Source organism: Amycolatopsis sp. NPDC051903, from assembly GCF_044452505.1.
In the GTDB taxonomy this organism is placed as follows: domain Bacteria; phylum Actinomycetota; class Actinomycetes; order Mycobacteriales; family Pseudonocardiaceae; genus Amycolatopsis.
The window spans coordinates 60,326-78,739 of record NZ_JBITBT010000036.1; the positions used below are offsets into that span (position 1 = coordinate 60,326).

17 protein-coding genes are annotated in these 18,414 nt (G+C 71.3%); 9 read left to right on the forward strand and 8 right to left on the reverse strand.

The window, feature by feature from the left end:
• Positions 1–152: 152 nt before the first annotated feature.
• The 3 genes from ACIA77_RS42045 to ACIA77_RS42055 all read left to right on the forward strand — a co-directional run bounded on the left by ACIA77_RS42045 (position 153) and on the right by ACIA77_RS42055 (position 2,829).
• Positions 153–1,844 (forward strand): bifunctional 3'-5' exonuclease/DNA polymerase, encoded by a 1,692-nt coding sequence (locus tag ACIA77_RS42045; RefSeq protein ID WP_395891739.1) that lies wholly within the window; start codon positions 153–155, stop codon positions 1,842–1,844.
• Positions 1,845–1,896: 52 nt separating this feature from the next.
• The gene (locus ACIA77_RS42050) at positions 1,897–2,334 is read left to right on the forward strand and encodes a hypothetical protein (RefSeq protein ID WP_395891740.1); all 438 of its coding nucleotides are present in this window, start codon (positions 1,897–1,899) and stop codon (positions 2,332–2,334) included.
• A gap of 63 nt (positions 2,335–2,397) precedes the next feature.
• Positions 2,398–2,829, forward strand: coding sequence for a hypothetical protein (locus ACIA77_RS42055; protein WP_395891741.1), 432 nt, complete (start codon positions 2,398–2,400; stop codon positions 2,827–2,829).
• A 3-nt stretch (positions 2,830–2,832) separates the two neighbouring features.
• Here ACIA77_RS42055 and ACIA77_RS42060 read toward each other — a convergent pair whose 3' ends face one another.
• On the reverse strand, positions 2,833–3,915 hold the full coding sequence (locus ACIA77_RS42060) for an aldo/keto reductase (RefSeq protein ID WP_395891742.1): 1,083 nt from the start codon (positions 3,913–3,915) through the stop codon (positions 2,833–2,835).
• Between the two features lie 151 nt (positions 3,916–4,066).
• Between ACIA77_RS42060 and ACIA77_RS42065 the strand changes: the two genes are divergently transcribed.
• Positions 4,067–4,945, forward strand: coding sequence for an AraC family transcriptional regulator N-terminal domain-containing protein (locus tag ACIA77_RS42065; protein ID WP_395891743.1), 879 nt, complete (start codon positions 4,067–4,069; stop codon positions 4,943–4,945).
• A 236-nt stretch (positions 4,946–5,181) separates the two neighbouring features.
• On the opposite strand, the gene hrpA is transcribed toward ACIA77_RS42065, so the two are convergent.
• From hrpA to ACIA77_RS42080, 3 genes are all read right to left on the reverse strand, one after another.
• On the reverse strand, positions 5,182–9,057 hold the full coding sequence (gene hrpA, locus ACIA77_RS42070; RefSeq protein WP_395891744.1) for an ATP-dependent RNA helicase HrpA: 3,876 nt from the start codon (positions 9,055–9,057) through the stop codon (positions 5,182–5,184).
• A 70-nt stretch (positions 9,058–9,127) separates the two neighbouring features.
• On the reverse strand, positions 9,128–10,324 hold the full coding sequence (locus ACIA77_RS42075) for a cation:proton antiporter (RefSeq protein WP_395891745.1): 1,197 nt from the start codon (positions 10,322–10,324) through the stop codon (positions 9,128–9,130).
• Between the two features lie 40 nt (positions 10,325–10,364).
• Positions 10,365–10,679: a hypothetical protein gene (locus ACIA77_RS42080; protein ID WP_395891746.1), complete on the reverse strand. Its 315-nt coding sequence runs from the start codon at positions 10,677–10,679 to the stop codon at positions 10,365–10,367.
• A 91-nt stretch (positions 10,680–10,770) separates the two neighbouring features.
• Here ACIA77_RS42080 and ACIA77_RS42085 point away from each other — a divergent pair, with 91 nt between their 5' ends.
• Entirely contained in the window at positions 10,771–11,325 is a 555-nt protein-coding gene (locus ACIA77_RS42085; RefSeq protein WP_395891747.1) for a DUF4262 domain-containing protein, read from the forward strand.
• 3 nt (positions 11,326–11,328) lie between these two features.
• On the opposite strand, the gene ACIA77_RS42090 is transcribed toward ACIA77_RS42085, so the two are convergent.
• Positions 11,329–12,165, reverse strand: coding sequence for an LLM class flavin-dependent oxidoreductase (locus ACIA77_RS42090; protein WP_395891748.1), 837 nt, complete (start codon positions 12,163–12,165; stop codon positions 11,329–11,331).
• Positions 12,166–12,287: 122 nt separating this feature from the next.
• Here ACIA77_RS42090 and ACIA77_RS42095 point away from each other — a divergent pair, with 122 nt between their 5' ends.
• From ACIA77_RS42095 to ACIA77_RS42110, 4 genes are all read left to right on the forward strand, one after another.
• Positions 12,288–13,448 (forward strand): saccharopine dehydrogenase family protein, encoded by a 1,161-nt coding sequence (locus tag ACIA77_RS42095; protein ID WP_395891749.1) that lies wholly within the window; start codon positions 12,288–12,290, stop codon positions 13,446–13,448.
• A 53-nt stretch (positions 13,449–13,501) separates the two neighbouring features.
• Positions 13,502–14,122: a TetR/AcrR family transcriptional regulator gene (locus tag ACIA77_RS42100; RefSeq protein ID WP_395891750.1), complete on the forward strand. Its 621-nt coding sequence runs from the start codon at positions 13,502–13,504 to the stop codon at positions 14,120–14,122.
• A gap of 392 nt (positions 14,123–14,514) precedes the next feature.
• The gene (locus tag ACIA77_RS42105) at positions 14,515–15,363 is read left to right on the forward strand and encodes a chitosanase (RefSeq protein ID WP_395891751.1); all 849 of its coding nucleotides are present in this window, start codon (positions 14,515–14,517) and stop codon (positions 15,361–15,363) included.
• 66 nt (positions 15,364–15,429) lie between these two features.
• Positions 15,430–16,107, forward strand: a complete 678-nt coding sequence (locus ACIA77_RS42110) for a L,D-transpeptidase (protein WP_395891752.1) — start codon at positions 15,430–15,432, stop codon at positions 16,105–16,107.
• On the opposite strand, the gene ACIA77_RS42115 is transcribed toward ACIA77_RS42110, so the two are convergent.
• From ACIA77_RS42115 to ACIA77_RS42125, 3 genes are read right to left on the reverse strand one after another with little or no spacing between them, the layout of a single operon-like run.
• Positions 16,094–17,089: a PHP domain-containing protein gene (locus tag ACIA77_RS42115; protein WP_395891753.1), complete on the reverse strand. Its 996-nt coding sequence runs from the start codon at positions 17,087–17,089 to the stop codon at positions 16,094–16,096. The genes ACIA77_RS42110 and ACIA77_RS42115 overlap by 14 nt on opposite strands.
• 18 nt (positions 17,090–17,107) lie before the next feature.
• Positions 17,108–17,611 (reverse strand): metallophosphoesterase family protein, encoded by a 504-nt coding sequence (locus ACIA77_RS42120; protein WP_395891754.1) that lies wholly within the window; start codon positions 17,609–17,611, stop codon positions 17,108–17,110.
• 4 nt (positions 17,612–17,615) lie between these two features.
• Positions 17,616–18,281: a GntR family transcriptional regulator gene (locus ACIA77_RS42125; protein WP_395891755.1), complete on the reverse strand. Its 666-nt coding sequence runs from the start codon at positions 18,279–18,281 to the stop codon at positions 17,616–17,618.
• Positions 18,282–18,414: the final 133 nt, after the last annotated feature.

Below are 18,414 nucleotides of genomic sequence, written 5' to 3' on the forward strand. Positions count from 1 at the left end.
CACCTCCGTTGCTGCTGCGGGAGAGAGCCACCCGCCGTACCGCCGGTATGGGTGGCTACTCGACAGTAGACCAAGCTTGCCGCGTGTGCACCAGACCACGGCGGCCGGGTTCGGTGACCGGAATTGTCGGTCCTCCCGAGCACAATGGCGAGGTGCAGGTGATCACCGGTCAGGAGGAGGACTCCGGCTACACGATTTCGACGCCCACGGGCACGGCACGCGGGCTGTCGGCGGCCGAGTGGATCGCCGGGGTGCGACGGCTTGAAGAGACCGAGGCGCCGCGCTGGGTGCTGCCGTCGGTCGACGCGCTGTACCCGAAGCTCATCGAAGCCGGCGTACGGCTGGGCCGCTGCCACGACCTGGGGCTGGCGGAGGGCCTGCTGCTCGCGTACGAGGGGCGTGAGGGCGAGTCGCGGAGCCTGCGCGCGGCGTGGGCGCGAGCCCGGGGCGAGGAGCCGCCCGACGACGGGCCTGCGTTCGGCGAGGTCGCGCAGCCCACGCTGTTCTCCCCGCGCGGACCCGGATTGCCCGACGGCGTGACCGTGGCCGACGCGGCGCGGCGCGTGCTGGCCGAACAGGAGAAGCGCGCGGGCGCGACGGCGGTGCCGGGCCGGATGCGGCTGCTGCTGGCGGCGGAATCCGCGAGTGCGCTCGCGGCGGCGGAGATGTCCGCGGCCGGGCTGCCGTGGCGGGCCGACCTGCACCGCGCGCTGCTGGAGGAGCGGCTCGGGCCCCGCGTGCCGGCGGGGCAACGGCCGAAGGCGCTGGTCGCGCTGGCCGCGCAGATCTCCGGGGCGTTCGGCGGGCGCTCGGTGAACCCCGATTCGTCGGCCAGCGTGATCCGCGCGCTGGCGCGCGAGGGCATCGAGGTGCCGGCGGCGCGGAAGTACCTGCTGCGCGACATCGACCACCCGGCCGTCCCACCGCTGCTCGAGTACAAGGAACTCTCGCGGCTGCACTCGGCCAACGGCTGGGCCTGGCTCGACGAATGGGTCACCGACGGCCGGTTCCGCCCCCACTACGTGGTCGGCGGCGTGGTGTCCGGCCGCTGGGCCACCCGCGGCGGCGGGGCGCTGCAGATTCCCAAGGTGCTGCGCACGTGCGTGCGCGCGGACCCCGGCTGGAAACTCGTGGTGGCCGACGCCGCGCAACTGGAGCCACGCGTGCTGACCGCCCTGTCCGGCGACCGCCGGCTGGCCGAGGTTTCACGAGCGACGGACCTCTACGCCCGCTTGGGCGAGGCGTTGTTCTCCGGCGCGCGTTACGTGCCCCCTCGGTCGGGAGCCGCGGACGACCGGTCCCGCGCCAAGATCGCCATGCTGTCGGCGATGTACGGCGGCACGTCCGGCGAAGCGGGCCCGCTGCTGGCCCTCTTGCGCCAGCGGTTCCCCGACGCCGTGTCCTACGTGGAGCAAGCCGCCGCCGCGGGCGAACGCGGTGAGCGCGTGCGCTCACGGCTGGGCCGCACCTCGCCCGCGCCGTCCGCCGCGTGGCGCGCGCTGACCGGCGGCCTGGCCGAAGACGAAGCCGCGGAGACCCGCGCCCGCCGTGCTTCCCGCGGCTGGGGCCGGTTCACGCGCAACTTCGTCGTGCAGGCCTCGGCCGCCGACCTGACCGCCGTACTGCTGGCGACCCTGCGCAACCGCCTCCCGGCTCCCGCGCACCTCGTGTTCTTCCAGCACGACGAGGTCATCGTCCACACACCGGCCGAACTCGCGGACTCCGTCTCGTCCCTCATCGAGGCCACGGTCGCCGAATCCGCGCGGCTGCTGTTCGGCGACGCGTGCCCCGTGCACTTCCCCATGCAGGCACTGCCGGTGGACACCTACGCCGACGCCAAATAACGCGGCTGCCCAAGGCTTTTGCCGCCACCTCATCCTGTGGTTGAGTTCCGGCATGCGCTACGACTACTTCACGGCGAATTCGGACGAAGACGCCGCAAGGTCCCTCGAATCCCCCGAGGGCCCGGCCTCGTTGTTCCCGACGGCCGCCTTCAAGCGCATCGACCCCTTCATGCAGGTGCCACGAGCCGAGGCGTTCCTGACCGGCAGCACCGAGGAAGCGGCCGCCGACAAGCCCCGGTCGATGAAGCTGGTCGCCGAGGCCGGCGAAGGCGAGGTCACCGTCGTCACGCTGACGGACGACTTCCGTGACGCTCTCGCGGCGACCGACGAAGCGCGCCGGCGCGAGCTCGCGGAGTTCTGGTCCGGCGCCGAAGACCTCTCCGGCGAGGCCGGGCCCGAGGAGCTGCTGCCGGTCGTGGACGGACTCGCCGCGCTCGCCAAGCAGGCCAAGCCGACGGGTGGCCACCTGTACTGCTGGGTCTCCGTCTGAGAGCGCCGCTCCACATCGTCGTCTGAGCGTCAGTACCGTGTCGAGTTCTGTGAAGGACACATCATGGGCATCCTCTTCGACTACTTCGCCGCGAACTCCGACGACCAGGCGGCCACGGCTTTGGAGTCCACCGAGGGCTTCTTGCCGGTGGTCGAGTTGAAGGGCATCGATCCGACCTTCGGGATGAACAGCGCCGAATCTCTCCTCACCGGCGTCGACCCCGACGCCGTGACCGAGAACCCCCGAGCAGAGCACCTGATCGCCGAGCTCGGCGACGCCGTCTACGTGACAACTCTCACCGATGAACTCCGCGACGCCCTGGCCGGCGCCGACGAAACCGACCGCCTGCAGGTAGCCGAACTCTGGGCGCGGATGGAAGAACTCGGCGACGGCTGCGATCCCGCCGACCTCTTGCCGGCCGTCGAGGAACTCGCCGGCCTCGCGCGGCAGGCGAAAGCAGCCGGAGATCGCCTGTACTGCCGCATGTGCCTCTGAGCGTCAGTACCGCGTCGGGTTTTGCAGCAGGGGCGGGTAGACGCCGTGTTCCTGCCCGTTCACCGTCGTGCCGGCGTAGCGGAGCAGGGGCGCCATCCCGCGGTTCAGTTCGGCCGGGAAGTTGAGCTGGGGCGCCGAAACGTCGTCGAGCGCGGCGAGGTGGTCCGGGGTCAGGGTGAGGTCCAGCGCGGCCAGGTTCTCGGTCAGGTGCTCCACGCGCCGGGGCCCGATCAGCGTCGACGTGACGCCCGGGCGGCTCTGCACCCAGGCCAGCGCCACCACGGCCGGGCTCACGCCGAGCTCCTTGGCGATCCCGACGACGACGTCGATGACCCGGAACTGCTCCTCCGTCGGCCCCACCCCGAAGGCCGCGCCGCGGCGCGTGTCGGCGGCGGCGCCGTCGCGCGTGTACTTTCCCGACAGGAAGCCGCTCTTCAGCGGGCTCCACGGCAGCATCGCCATCCCCGCGTCCTGCGCGAGCGGCAGCAGCTCACCCTCGATGGTGCGCTCCAGCAGCGAATACTCCATCTGCAGCCCGACCACCGGCGTCCACCCGCGGAACTCCGCGACGGTGGCCGCCTTGGCCGTGAACCACGCGGGGGTGTCGGAGAACCCGACGTAGCGGATCTTGCCGGCGCTCACGAGGTCGTCGAGTGTCCGCAGGGTTTCCTCGACGGGCGTGCGCGCGTCGAAGTTGTGGAGGTAGTACAGGTCGAGGTAGTCGGTGCCCAGCCGGCGCAGGGAATCGTCCAGCTGGTGCAGGATCGCCTTGCGGCTCGCGCCGCCGCCGTTGGGGTCGCCGGGGTGCACGTTGACGAAGAACTTCGTCGCCAGCACCACCCGGTCGCGCAAGCCCGGCCGCGCGGCGAAGAAGTCGCCGACGATCTTCTCGCTGTGGGTGTTGGTGTAGAAGTTCGCGGTGTCGATGAAGTTGCCGCCGCGGTCGAGGTAGGTCTGCAGGATCCTCTCGGACTCCTCGACGCTGCAGCCGGTGCCGGTGTCCTCGCCGAAGTTCATCGCGCCGAGGCAGAAAGGGCTCACGACGAGACCGGAGCGGCCGAGGTGGACGTAAGAATCGAGGCTCACAGGGATTCTCCTGGTCGAAGAAGGATTTCGGGACCCCTCGATTCCAGCAGGACCCGGGCCCGGCCCGTGAGCCCGAAAGTCGTAGCCTCTTGCCTGATCCTGTCACGATCGGCAGTTGCCGGCCGGCGAGCGGCCGTGGTCGAATCGACGGGTGTCCTCCCTCGCCGAGCTGCGCTCGCTGATCGCCCGGTACGCGGACCGCACCGACCTGCCGGGCGGCCTGATGCTGTCGTGCGAACCCGCGCCCACCGACCCGGCCGCCACGCTGACCGGTCCGGTGCTCGCCGTCGTCGCGCAGGGCCGCAAACGCGTCGCGACGGGCGAGCGCACCTACGACTACGGCGCCGGCCAGTACCTCGTGGTGACCGTGGACCTGCCGGTGACCGGCCACTTCGTCGAGGCGAGCCCGGACGAGCCGTTCCTCGGCGCGGGGCTGGTGCTCAAACCGGAGGCCGTCGCCGCGCTGCTGCTCGAAACCGCCACCACCACGGCCACCTCGGCGGCACCGTCGGCCATCACGGTCAGCGACGCGCCCGACGAACTGCTCGACGCCTTCGTCCGACTCCTGCGCCTGACCGAACACCCGGCCGACCGCCGCGTGCTCGCCCCCCTGATCGAGAAGGAGATCCTCTGGCGCCTCGTCACCGGCGCCCAGGGCGCGACGATCCGCCAGATCGGCCTCGCGGACAGCAGCCTCTCCCACGTCGGCCGCGCCATCCGCTGGATCCGCGACCACCACGCCGAATCCCTGCGCGTCGCCGACCTCGCGCGCCTCGCGGCCATGAGCGAGTCGTCGTTCCACCGGCACTTCCGCGCGGTCACCGCCATGACGCCGATCCAGTACCAGAAGCACATCCGCCTCCAGGAGGCCCGACTGCTGCTGCTCGCCCGCACCGACGACGACGTGGCCTCCATCGGCTACACCGTGGGCTACGACAGCGCCTCCCAGTTCAGCCGCGAATACCGGCGCCAATTCGGCATCCCCCCGGGCCAGGACTCCGCCCGGCTCCGGGCCGGCATGGCGAACTGATCTCTTCCGCACCAGGTACCACCCGGCGCAACCTGGAAAAGCCCTTCGGGGCAAGCGGAATCGCGCAGCGTGCAGTTCGCACTTGGCCACCAGCGCCGCGCGCAGCTATGGCTCCGACGTGGTGTTGTGCGCCCACCCCGGACGAACCAGTTCCGCCGCAACAACACCAACCGGAATCCGTTCGCCGGACTGGTGTCGGCCGGTGTGGCGACCGTGACGCTGGTCGCCAAGTAGCGTCAGGCCAGCGCGTCGTCGAGGGCTTTGGTGATGCGTTTGAGCGATACGGGGTGCGCGGTGCCCAAGGTCTGCGCGAAGAAGCTCACCCGGAGTTCCTCGATCATCCACCGGACGTCCGACAGCGCCGGGGAGGACGTGCCCGGGGGCAGGGACGCGAGGGCGGAGCGGTACTCCTGCGTGATCCACGCGATGTCGGCCGTGCGCTGGAGGTCGCGGGTGGGCTCGAGGGGGAGTTTTTCCAGGCGGCGCTCGATGCCGCGCAGGTAGCGGACGACGTCGGGGAGCCGCGCGGCGCCGGTTTCCGTCACGAAGCCGGCGTGGACCAGGGCGTCGAGCTGGGTGCGGATGTCCGTGAGCGATTCGGCGGGGCCGCGGGTGTCGGGCAGGCGGGTTTCGACGTCGTTGGCGGCGCGCAGGATGCGTTCCACGTCGGTCAGCACGGCCAGCACGGTCTCGTTCAGGCCGGCGCGCACCTCCTCCAGCAGAGCCGCGAAGCCGGCTTCGTCCCAGACCGGGCCGCCGGCCGCAGCCATCAGGGAGTCCACCGCGCAGTCGACGCAGTCCTCCAGCAGGGCCGCGACGCTGCCGTGCGGGTTGCGGTTCAGCACGAGCTTCGAGGAGTTCGACAGCGATCGCGTGATGAACTTCATCGGCGAGTTCAGGTTGAGCCGCAGCATCCGCCGGGTGCCGGCCCACATGGCGTGCTGCTGCTGGGCCGGGGTGTCGAGCAGCCGGACGGCCACGGACGCGCCCTCGTCGACCAGCGCCGGGTACGCCTTCACGTCGTGCCCGCGCTGCGTCGAGGCGAACACCTTCGGCAGCTCACCGAACGACGGTTTCGTCAACCCCGCCTTCTCGATGCTGTTGGCCGCCTTCGAAATCGTCTCGCGCACCTTCGGCGCGAGCCGCAGCTTCAGCACCTCGAGGTCCTTGCCCTCGGCCACCTTGCGGCCGCGCTCGTCGACCACGCGGAACGTCATCCGCAGGTGCTCCGGCACCGACGACAGGTCGTACGCCGAGGCCGCTACGTCGACGCGGCGCAGCGCGAAGAGCTCGTCGGACAACACCTCCAGCAGCGGACCGTCCGAAGGCGACACTCGCGAAAGGACATACGCCGCGGTGTCGGGCGCCGGCACGAAGTTGCGCCGCAACGCTTTCGGCAGCGATTTGATCAGTTGCGTCACCAGCTCCTCGCGCAGCCCCGGCACCTGCCAGTCGAAGCCGTCCGGCGTCACCTGGTTCAGCACCGGCAGCGGGAGGTGGACGGTGACCCCGTCGGCGTCCGCGCCCGGCTCGAACTGGTAGGTGAGCTTGAAGACCTGGTTGCCCTGCGTCCACGAATCCGGGTAGTCCGACTCGCGCACGCCGCCCGCGGTCTCGTTGATGAGCATGGACTTCTCGAACGACAGCAGGTCCGGGTCGCCGCGGCGGGCCTTCTTCCACCAGCTGTCGAAGTGCCGCACGGACACCACGTCGGCCGGCACGCGCTCGTCGTAGAAGTCGAACAGCGTCTGGTCGTCGACGAGGATGTCGCGGCGGCGGGCGCGGTTCTCGAGGTCCTCGACCTCGTCGAGCAGAGCGCGGTTCTCGGCGAAGAACTTGTGGTTCGTCTGCCAATCACCCTCCACGAGGGCGTGGCGGATGAACAGCTCGCGCGACAGCTCGGGGTCGATGCGCCCGTAGTTCACACGCCGGTCGGCCACGAGCGGCACGCCGTAGAGCGTCACCTTCTCGATCGCCATCACCGCGCCCTGCTTGCGCTCCCAGTGCGGCTCCGAATACGACCGCTTCACCACGTGCGCGGCCAGCGGCTCGACCCAGTCGGGCTCGATGCGCGCGTTGACGCGGCCCCACAGCCGCGAGGTCTCCACCAGCTCCGCCGACATCACCCAGCGCGGCTGCTTCTTGAACAGCGCCGAGCCGGGGAACACCGCGAACCGCGCGCCGCGGGCGCCGAGGTAGTCGCCCTTGGCGGGGTCCTTGAGCCCGATGTGCGACAGCAGCCCGGCGATCAGCGACGTGTGCACACGCTGCGGTTCGGCCGGGGTGGTGTTGAGCGAGATGTCCAACGGCTTCGCGAGCTGGCGCAGCTGGCTGAAGATGTCCTGCCACTCGCGGATGCGCAGGTAGTTCAGGTACTCGGCGCGGCACAGCCGCCGGAACTGGTTGCCCGTGAGCGCCCGCTGCTGCTCGCTCACGTACTCCCACAGGTTGAGGTACGCGAGGAAGTCGGACGTCGGGTCGGCGAACCGCGCGTGCTGCTGGTCGGCCGCTTGCTGCTTCTCCGCCGGCCGCTCACGCGGGTCCTGGATGGACAGTGCGGCGGCGATGATCATCACCTCGCGCACGCAGCCGTTGCGCGCGGCCTCCAGCACCATCCGCCCCATCCGCGGGTCGACCGGCAGCTGCGCGAGCTTGCGCCCGACGTCGGTGAGCCGCGAGGTGTCGGACGTCTCGAACGCGCCGAGCTCCTGCAGCAACTGCACGCCGTCGTTGACCTGACGGCGGTCCGGCGGCTCCACGAACGGGAACGCCGCCATGTCGCCCAGCCCGAGTGAGGTCATCTGCAGGATCACCGACGCGAGGTTCGTGCGCAGGATCTCCGGGTCGGTGAACTCCGGCCGGGATTCGAAGTCCTCTTCGGAGTACAGCCGGATGCAGATGCCGTCGGACGTGCGCCCGCTGCGGCCCTTGCGCTGGTTGGCCGACGCCTGTGAGATCGGTTCGATCGGCAGCCGCTGCACCTTCGTGCGGTGGCTGTAGCGCGAGATGCGCGCCGTGCCGGGGTCGATCACGTACTTGATGCCGGGCACGGTCAGCGACGTCTCGGCCACGTTCGTCGCGAGCACGATCCGGCGCCCGGTGTGGCGCTGGAACACGCGGTGCTGATCGGCCGACGACAGCCGCGCGTACAGCGGCAGCACTTCGGTGCTCCGCAGGTCCAGCCGGTTCAGCGCGTCGGCCGTGTCGCGGATTTCGCGTTCACCCGAGAGGAACACGAGGATGTCGCCGGGACCTTCGGCACTCAGCTCCGCGACGGCGTCGAGGATCGCCTGCGTCTGGTCGCGGTCCGCGTCGGCGTCGGGCTCCTCCGGGTCGACGAGCGGGCGGTAGCGGACCTCGACGGGGTACGTGCGGCCGGAGACCTCGACGATCGGCGCGTCGTCGAAGTGCTTCGAGAACCGCTCGGGGTCGATCGTCGCGGAGGTGATGATCACCTTGAGGTCGGGCCGGCGCGGCAGCAGCTCCTTGACGTAGCCGAGGATGAAGTCGATGTTGAGGCTGCGTTCGTGGGCCTCGTCGATGATGAGGGTGTCGTACTGGCGCAGCATCCGGTCGGTCTGGATCTCGGCGAGCAGGATGCCGTCGGTCATCAGCTTCACGAGCGTGTCCTGGCCGGACTGGTCGGTGAAGCGGACCTTGTACCCGACGGTCTCGCCCAGCTCCGTCTTCAGCTCGCTCGCGATGCGGTCGGCGACCGTGCGCGCCGCCAGCCGGCGGGGCTGCGTGTGCCCGATCTGGCCGAGGATCCCGCGGCCGAGCTCGAGGCAGATCTTCGGCAGCTGCGTGGTCTTGCCCGACCCGGTCTCCCCCGCGACGATCACGACCTGGTTACCCGCGATCGCCTTCGCGATGTCGTCCTTGAGCCGGCTGACCGGCAGCTCTTCGGGGTACTCGATCTTCGGCACGCTCGCGCGCCGCTGCTGCACGCGCAGCTCGGCGGCGGTCACGTCGGCGGCGATGCGCTCGGCCACCGCCTGCTTGTCGCGGGCCTTGCGCGCGCCGTCGATGCGCCGCCGCAGCCGGTGCTCGTCGCGCGACATCAGCTCCGGCAGCCGCGCGCGCAGCGCCTCGAGAGGGGATTGAGTGGACATACTTGGATCGAGGATAGTGGTGCGTGACCGGGCTGGCTCCTGAATATGCCCAGGGTCTCCCACGCCCGGGTCACGGGCTCGGTGCGGGCTCCCTCCGCCTCGTCAGCCGCGCGGGCACCAGCCAGGTGAGCCGCTCCGAGCGCACGACCGCGAGCGGCCCGATCACGGCCAGGAGCAGCACGTAGCCCGCGACGAACGGCGCCACGCGGGCGTCGAGCCCCGCCGCGACCGCGAGCGTCGCCAGGACCAGGGAGAACTCGCCGCGGGTGAGCACGGTCAGGCCGATGTTCACACCCGCCTGCCGGTCGAAGCCGTGCAGCCGCGCCGCGAAGGCACCGGCGGCGAGGTTGAGCACCAGCGTGAGCGCCACCGCGGCGAGCACGGGCAGCACGACCGTCCCGACGGCACCGGGGTCGATCGACAGGCCGAAGATGAAGAAGAACAGCGCCCCGAACGCGTCGCGCAGCGGCAGCACCAGCTTGTGCACGCGCGGCGCGACCTTCGAACCGCCGAGCATCATGCCGACCATGAACGCGCCGATCGCGTCGGACACCCCGACCTCCTGGGCCACGGCAGCGCCCAGCACGGCGACGCCGACGAAGCACACGGTGAGCAGCTCGTCGTCGGCCGAACCGAACAGCCGCGAGACGACCCGGCCGCCCCAGCGCGCCAGCGCGGCGAGCACGAGCAGGAACCCGAGCGCCTTGCCGAAGTCGGCCAGTGCCGCGCCGAAGCCGTCGGCACCGCTGAGCACGGGCTGCAGCAGGGCGAGGTAGAGCGCCAGGAACAGGTCTTCGAGCACGATCACGCCCATGATCAGGCGTGCTTCGGGGTTGTTCACGCGCCGGGTTTCGACGAGGAGCTTGGTGACGATGGCCGACGACGAGATGCCGATCGCGCCCGCGATCACCAGTGCTTCCCGCGAGCCCCAGCCGAGCGTGAAGCCGAACGCCAGCCCGCCGCCGACGTTGAGCACCAGGTAGCCGAGCCCCGCCGCGGCCAGGCGTCTGCCACCGCGCGCGAGGTCATCGAGGGAGAATTCGAGGCCGAGGTAGAACAGCAGGAAGACGAGCCCGAGGCCGGCCAGGACCGCGAGCTCGCCGGGGTCGTCCACAAGGGACAACCCGGGGGTGTGCGGGCCGAACACGAAGCCGGCCAGCATGAACAGCGGGATCGTCGGCAGCCCGATCCGGGCCCCGACGCGCGCGACGACGCCGGCCGCCAGGAAAGCACCGCCGACGGCCAGCAGGGCATGACCGTTGGTCATGGGAAACCTCCAACAGCTGAGTACGGGTGGGCGCTGGTACTCAGGCGGCAGGAGGTGCGCGGGCGGCTTGCGCGGTGCTCGGCCGACGGCTGATCGCAGTGGCGGTGTCGGCGACGGTGATCCCCGGCTCGGCCGGCCGCGCGAGGGCGGGGCGGTCCGGAGCTAGCGCGGGCGGAACCGGTGGGGCGGCAACGAAGTGCGGTGACTGCTGGGCAACCAGCACCGGCTTCGCGTCGCCGTGGGACAGCGCGGGGTGCACCGGCCCGGGAACGGCGATCCCGAGCAGCAGCAGCGCCGCCACCAGGACGCTCAGGATGGACCGGTGCCGTGGCGCGGTGGCGGCGGCAGCAGTCATCGTCCGGTCAGTTTACCATCTCTTTAATGTCAACCGGCGGTCCATTGTGGACCTCGCCGGCAGCGGCCGCGAACCCGCTACCGTTGCGACCATGCCCACCGATGCCGCGTGCCGCTGCCTCGTCTGCGCCGGCTACGGCGATCGCGACCACCTCGACACCGTTGACACCGGCCTCGTCGCCCACGTCGCCGACCCCGGCTGGGGCCTGCTCGCGATCCCGGCGGACGAGGTCAGCGCGGGGTGGACGTTCACGGTCGGACTGTGGCACTCGTTCCGAACGCCGGAGCTCGCCGTGTTCGGACTCGACCCCAAGCCCGGCCTGGCTTTGCTCAACGCGATCGGCGAGCAGGTGGGCGCGGGCCTGCGCGTCGCCGCGGGCGACCGGCTGGCCGGGTTCCTCCGCAGCGGTGCGACCCTCGAGGTCCGGCAGGTCGACGAGGGCTGGCACGAAGCGTTCTTCGGCACGGCCCGCGGCTTCTACCGCGCGACGCGGCCCGCTGTCCCGTTCTTGCAGGTGGTCTGGCCGGACCGCGACGGCCGCTTCCCGGCGCAGGACGGGTTCGCGGTGGAGCTGGAGCCGTGCCAGCCGTGGCTGTGGCTCGCCCCGGCCGAGCACCCGCGCGGGCCCTGGACCGCCGTGCTCTGAGCGTCAGGCGGACCGTTCGGCGGCCACCTGCTCGCGCACGTCCGGGATGGTCTCGCCGATGAACACCCGCGACGCGCGGTCGTCGGCGCCGGAGAGGACGAAGGTGTCGAAGCCGCTGCCGAGGGCGTAGTCGGCGAGTTCGGCGGCGGACGGAGTGGCGCCGACGTTGAGGACGCGGCGGATCGAGCCCGGGTCGCGGCCGGCGTCGGCGGCCGCGGTGTCCACGGCGGAGGCCAGGCGGACGACCGACGCCGGGTCGTCGCGCAGGCTCACGACCCAGCCGTCGGCCAGACGGCCCGTGAGGCGCAGCGCGCGGGGACCGTAGGAGCCGAGCCAGAGGCCGATCGGCCGCGCCGGCACCGGGCCGGAGTGGGCGCCGGCGAGCGAGTGGAAGCGGCCGTCGAAGCGGAGGTTGCGCTCGCCGCTCCAGATCTTGCGGATGACGGTGATCGCTTCCTCCTCCGCGGCGAGCGCGTCGCCGGGGCTGCGGCGCGGGCCGCCGTAGGCGACGATCGCGTCCCAGAAGGCGCCGGCGCCCACGGCGAGGTCGAAGCGGCCGCCGGAGAGCAGGTCGAGGCTCGCGGCGGCCTTCGCCAGGACGGCGGGGTTGCGCAGCGGCAGGTTGGCGACGTCGGGGAACACGCGGATCTTCGTCGTCGCGCCGAGCAGCACGCCCATGAGCGAAAAGGTCTCGACGTAGCGGCGCTGGTAGGGGTGGTCCTGCACCGCGAGGTGCTCGAAGCCCAGCCGCTCCAGTTCGCGCGCGTGCTCGACCAGGGGATCGGCCGCGTCCGGCACCAGGAAGTAGCCCGTCGAGATGTCCCGTCCGAAGTCCGTCATCACCGCTCCTTCACGCCGTACACCCCCCTCAACCGCCCCGGCCGGGCGGGGATTCCGGCTGATCGGGCGAGCGGAAGTGACCCGGCGGTAACCTCGGGGCACGTGACGTTCGGGAGGCACGCATGGCCGACTACGACGTGGTGCTCTTCGGCGCCACCGGCTTCACCGGCACGCTGACCGCGGAGTACCTGGCGCGCAACGCCCCGGCCGGCTGCCGCTGGGCGCTGGCCGGGCGCAACCGCGGCAAGCTCGAGCGCCTGCGCGGCAAACTGGCCGCGATCGACGACCGGCTCGCCACACTTCCCCTGCTCACGGCCGACAGCGCCGACCCGGAGTCGCTGCGCGCGGTGGCCGCGGCGACCAAGGTCGTGGCGACCACGGTCGGGCCCTACCTGCAGTACGGCGAGCCGCTCGTGGCCGCGTGCGCGGCCGAGGGCACCGGTTACGTCGACCTCACCGGCGAACCCGAGTTCGTGGACCGCATGTACCTCGCCCACCACGCGAAGGCCACCGAAACGGGCGCGCGGCTCGTGCACTGCTGCGGCTTCGACTCGATCCCCCACGACCTCGGCGCGTGGTTCACCGTGCGGCAGCTGCCCGAGGGCGTTCCGCTGCAGGTGGACGGCTACGTGCGGGTCGGCGCCCTGCCCTCGGGCGGCACGTTCCTCACGGCGCTCAACGCGTTCGCCCGGCAGACCGAGGCGAACCGCGCGGCCAAGGAGCGCGCGGCGGCGGACCCGGCCCCGGCGGGCCGGATCGTGCGCACGGCGCTCGGCGGCCCGCACCGCGTGCCCGGCACCGGTCAGTGGGCGGTGCCGCTGCCGACGATCGACCCGCAGGTCGTGGGGCACTCGGCGCGCGCGTCCGCCCGGTACGGCCCGGACTTCCGGTACCGGCACTTCGCGGCGTTCGAGCGCCTGCCATCGCTGGCCGGGGCGGCGGCGGGCATGGGTGCGCTGTTCGCGGCCGCCCAGCTCGCGCCGGCGCGCGAAGGCCTGTCGAAGCTGCTCGCGCCCGGGCGCGGCCCGAGCCCCGAGCGGCGGGCGCGGTCGTGGTTCTCCGTGCGCTTCACCGGCGCCGGTGGCGGTGAGCAGGTGACCACCGAGGTCTCCGGCGGCGACCCGGGCTACGACGAGACGGCGAAGATGCTCGCCGAATCGGCCCTGTGCCTCGCCTTCGACGACCTGCCGCCGACCGCGGGGCAGGTCACCACCGCCACGGCCATGGGCGACGCGCTCATCGAGCGGCTCACGCGCGCGGGGATGACGTTCCGCACGCTGTGACGGGTGTCCTTTGAGGATGGTCCCCGGCGCGGGCCGCTGACTACAGTGGGGCCATGGCCCGTCTCACCCGCGCGGAAAGCCAGGCGCGCACGCGCGAGTTGCTCGTCGGCACGGCGAAGGAGCTGTTCCTGCGCGACGGGTACGCGCCGACGTCGCTGGAGAAGGTCGCCGAGGAGGCCGGCTTCTCGAAGGGCGCGGTGTACTCGAACTTCCGCGGCAAGGACGAGCTGTGCCTCGCCGTGCTCGACCGCATCCACGCCGAGCAGGCCGCGCTCGTGTCCGCCGCGCTGGCCACCGCCGACGGCGTCGACGGGCTGCTCGCCGCGTTCGAGGCCTGGGCCGAGCGCAGCATCGGCGACGAAGCCTGGACGGCGCTGGAAGTCGAGTTCGCCACCGGCGCCCGCCGTGACCCCCGCATCCGCGCCGAGCTGGCCATCCGCGACGAAGCCATCCGCGACACCATCGCCGGCCTGCTCTCCGCGTACGCCGAGCGCTTCGGCCTCACCCTGCCCATGTCGCCCGCCGACGCCGCCACGGCGTTGCTCAGCCTCGGCATCGGGCTGGGCGTGCAGCGCGCCATCGACCCGACGATCCCGGTCCACGTGCTGCCGGCGGTGATCCGGCTGTTCGCGGGAGATTCGCAGTCCACAAAGGACCAACCGCACGAGCAGTAGTCGCGATTCCGGCGAACTCCGCGCTGGAAACGGCCCGAACTTCACCGGACTCCCTCCGCGGCCACACGGGCGTGCACATTACGCGGTTCGTACCAGCGCCCGTACAACTCGTGCTTCGCCGAACACCGGAAACCCGCCCCACTGAGCGGCAAATCGCCGTTCCGGGGTTGACAACGCGCGAAATCGCAGCGCGAGTCACCGGCGCTCGTTCACACTCCTGAAACTCCGTTTGCCCCTTGCCCGCCAGGATCACACCCGGTTATCGTTGCGCTACGCCGCAGCAGCACCGAAGTCGCGATTTCCCCGGCCCGCCAGGGAATTCCCGGCTTCGTCCGCCTTGCCCACCTGTCACGGCCCAGCCCTGACACCCCTGCGGAAAGGGAATTCTCCCCATGCGCAAGACGATGCGGCCCGCGCTCGTTGCCGGCCTGTCCGTGGCGTCGGTCCTCACCATCGCACTCGCCACGCCCGCCCTGTCGTCCGCCACGCCGGCTCCCGCGCCGGTTTCGGCGGCGTCGGCCTTCGCCTCCGGCGGCGACCTCGCGTCGCCGGAGAAGAAGGAGATCGCGATGCAGCTGGTCTCCAGCGCGGAGAACTCGAGCCTCGACTGGAAGGCGCAGTACAAGTACATCGAGGACATCGGCGACGGCCGCGGCTACACCGCCGGCATCATCGGCTTCTGCTCGGGTACGGGCGACATGCTCGAACTCGTGCAGGCGTACACGAACTCCGTGCCGGACAACCCGCTGGCGAAGTACCTGCCGGCGCTGAAGAAGGTCAACGGCACCGACTCGCACGCCGGCCTCGGCCAGGCGTTCGAGGACGCGTGGGTGGCCGCCGCGAAGACGTCGCAGTTCCAGGCCGCGCAGAACAGCGAACGCGATCGCGTGTACTTCAACCCGTCGGTGAACCAGGCCAAGTCCGACGGCCTCGGCGCACTCGGCCAGTTCATCTACTACGACGCCATCGTGATGCACGGCCCCGGCGACAGCTCCGACAGCTTCGGCGGCATCCGCAAAACCGCGATGAACAAGGCGAAGACCCCGGCGCAGGGCGGGAACGAAACCACCTACCTCAAGGCGTTCCTCGACGCCCGCAAGGTGATCATGAAGCAGGAGGAGGCCCACGCCGACACCTCGCGCGTCGACACCGAACAGCTGGTGTTCCTCAACGCGGGCAACGTCGACCTGCACACCCCGCTGAAGTGGAAGGTCTACGGCGAACCCTTCGAGATCAACTAGATCGCGAGGGCCCCGGGCCGCCGCACCTCCCACGGGCGGCCCGGGTCCTGCCGTAGGCTCGCGCGCATGAGACTCGTGCTCACGTCGTTGTTCTCCGTTGCGCTGGGGGCGCTCGGAACTGGAACGGCCGACGCTCCGCCCACCCCACCCCCACCACTCCTGCCCTACCACGGCTCCGCGGACCAGATGGTCACGGTGACCGCGCCGGACGGCGCGTCGACCACGGCGACGCTGATCGCGTGGCAGCGGCACGGATCCCGGTGGGTCCGGTCACTCGGCCCGTTCCCGGCGTTCGTCGGCGCGCAGGGCATCGGCCAGGCGAGCGAGGCCACCTCGCACACGCCGGCCGGCGTCTGGACGCTCACCGAAGCGTTCGGCATCAAGCCCACCAACGGCACCCGATTGCCGTACCGCCAAGTCACGAACTCCGACTGGTGGGTCTCCGACGTCAAGTCGCCCTTCTACAACACGCACCACTCGTGCGCGCCGGGCACGTGCCCGTTCGACGAGTCGGCGGGTGAGGACCTCGGCGAGGCCGGGCCCGTCTACGACCACGCCACCGTGATCGACTACAACCGGTCGCCCGTGGTCCCGGGCAAGGGATCGGCGTTCTTCCTGCACGTTTCGTCGGGCAGCCCGACAGCGGGGTGCGTGTCGATCGCGGCCGCGGACCTCGACGCCGTGATGCGCTGGCTCGATCCGGCGGATCACCCCGTGATCAACATCGGGCTCAGTCCACAGTAGACAGCAGCTCGGCCGCGGGCCGCGTGTTGAGCACGCGCTCCGCGGTCAGCCCGGCCTTCTCGGCGCGCGCACACCCGTAGACCTGCCAATCGAGCTGGCCGGGTGCGTGCGCGTCGCTGTCGATGGCGAAGTCGCAGCCCAGCTCCACGGCCAGCCGCAGCAGCGGCATCGGCGGGTCGAGCCGCTCCGGGCGCGAGTTGATCTCCACCGCGACCCCGTTCTCGCGGCACGCGGTGAACACCCGCTCCGCGTCGAACGTCGACGGCGGCCGCTCCCGCGGCCCCTTCACCAGCCGCCCCGTGCAGTGGCCGAGCACGCGCACGTGCGGGTTCTGCACCGCCGCCACCATCCGCGGCGTCAGCTCCCGCGCCGGCATGCGCAGCTTGGAGTGCACGCTGGCCACGACGAAGTCGAGCTGCTCCAGCAGGTCTTCCCGCTGGTCGAGGGAACCGTCGTCGAGGATGTCGACCTCGATGCCGTGCAGCAGGCGAAACGGCGCGAGCTCCTCGTTGACGCGCGCGACCTCGGCCATCTGCTTGCGCAGCCGTTCGGCCGACAAACCGTTGGCCACGGTCAGGCGCGGCGAGTGGTCGGTGAGCACCATCCACTCGTGGCCGAGGTCGCGGGCGGCTTCGGCCATCTCCTGGATGGGGCTGCCGCCGTCGGACCAGTCGGAGTGGGTGTGGCAATCGCCGCGCAGCGCGGCGCGCAGCTCGCCGCCGTCCGGCAGGTCGGCTTCGGCGATCTTGGCCGCGTACGCGGGCACCCGGCCGAGCCACGCGTCCTCGATGACCCCGGCGGTGACCTTCCCGATGCCCTTGAGCGCCTGCAGGGTGCCGGAGCGCACGCGGCTCTCCAGCTCTTCCTGCGACAGGTGGTCGACGATCGCCGCCGCCTGCCGGAAGGCGCGCACGCGGTAGGTCGGTTCAGCCGCGCGTTCGAGCTGGAACGCGATGTCGCGCAGCGCGCGTGCGGGGTCCATGGGTTCCGTTGTACCCGGTCAGGAGCGCGGGGGCAGCTCGTGGAGCTCGACGTTCTCGAGCTTGCCGTCGCGGATCTCGGCCGTCTGGAACGTGCAGAACGGCTGGCGGCGGCGGTCGGTGGGCGAGCCGGGGTTGAGCAGGCGCAGCCCGCCGGGCGTCACCGTGTCCCACGGGATGTGGCTGTGGCCGAACACGAGCAAGTCGGCGTCGGGGAACTTCGCGTCGCAGCGCGCTTCGCGGCCCCTCGCGGCGCCGGTCTCGTGGATCACCGCCAGCCGCAGGCCACCGAGCGTGACCCGCGCGATCTCGGGCAGCCACTCGCGCAGCTCGGGTCCGTCGTTGTTGCCGTACACCCCGATGAGCCGTTTGGCCGCCACCGCGAGCTGGTCGAACGCGTCGAGGTCGACCCAGTCGCCGGCGTGCACGACGACGTCGGCGCGCGCCACCTCCGCCCAGACCTCCTCCGGCAGTTCCTTGGCCCGCTTCGGCAGATGGGTGTCCGCGAGGAACAGCAGCCGCACGGGCCTACGCCTCCTCTTCGCCGATCGCGGCCACGACGCGGTCGAGGAACGCGCCGATGTGCTTGCGCAGCAGCTCGGCCGCGCCGTCGGCGTCGCCCTTCCTGGCGGCGGTGAGCACGGCCTTGTGCTCGCTCCACTCCTTGCGCCAGCTGGGGTTCGCTTCCCAGCCGACCACACTGATGAGCGCGGCTCGGTCCCTGAGGTCGTCGAGCATCGACACCATCAGCGGGTTGCCGCAGCCGGCGTACAGCGCGCGGTGGAAGCGCCGGTTGAGCAGGCTGAGCGAGGTGTGGTCCTTGTCCGGCAGCGCCGCCTGCGCCTGCCTGAGCGCCTCGGCGGCTTCCTCGAACAGCTCGGGCGCGCCGGCCGCCACGGAGCGGCGCAGCGCCTCGGGTTCGAGCACCATCCGCACGTCGTACACCGAGCGCGCGAGCGCCCCGTCGACCACGCACACCGAAGCGCCGCGGTACGGGCTGAACGTGACGAGCCCCGAGTTCGACAGCACCTTCAGCGCTTCGCGCACCGGCGTCTTCGACACGCCGAGCCGCTGGGCCAGCTCGGCTTCCACGAGCGGCTGGCCGGGGAGCAGCTCTCGGGTCAGGATGCCGCGGCGGATCTCCTCCAGCACCACCTCGGTGCGCGAGGCGGGCAGGCTGAACGTCGGTGGCATCGGACACTCCAGGCTCGCTCGGTCTGCCCAGTCGAACAGACCAACATTCAACCAAACGGCCGCGGACGGTGCCCGCGAGCCGCACGGCGAACTGTGATCATATATCAGATGCCATACTGCCCGAAGAGACGAA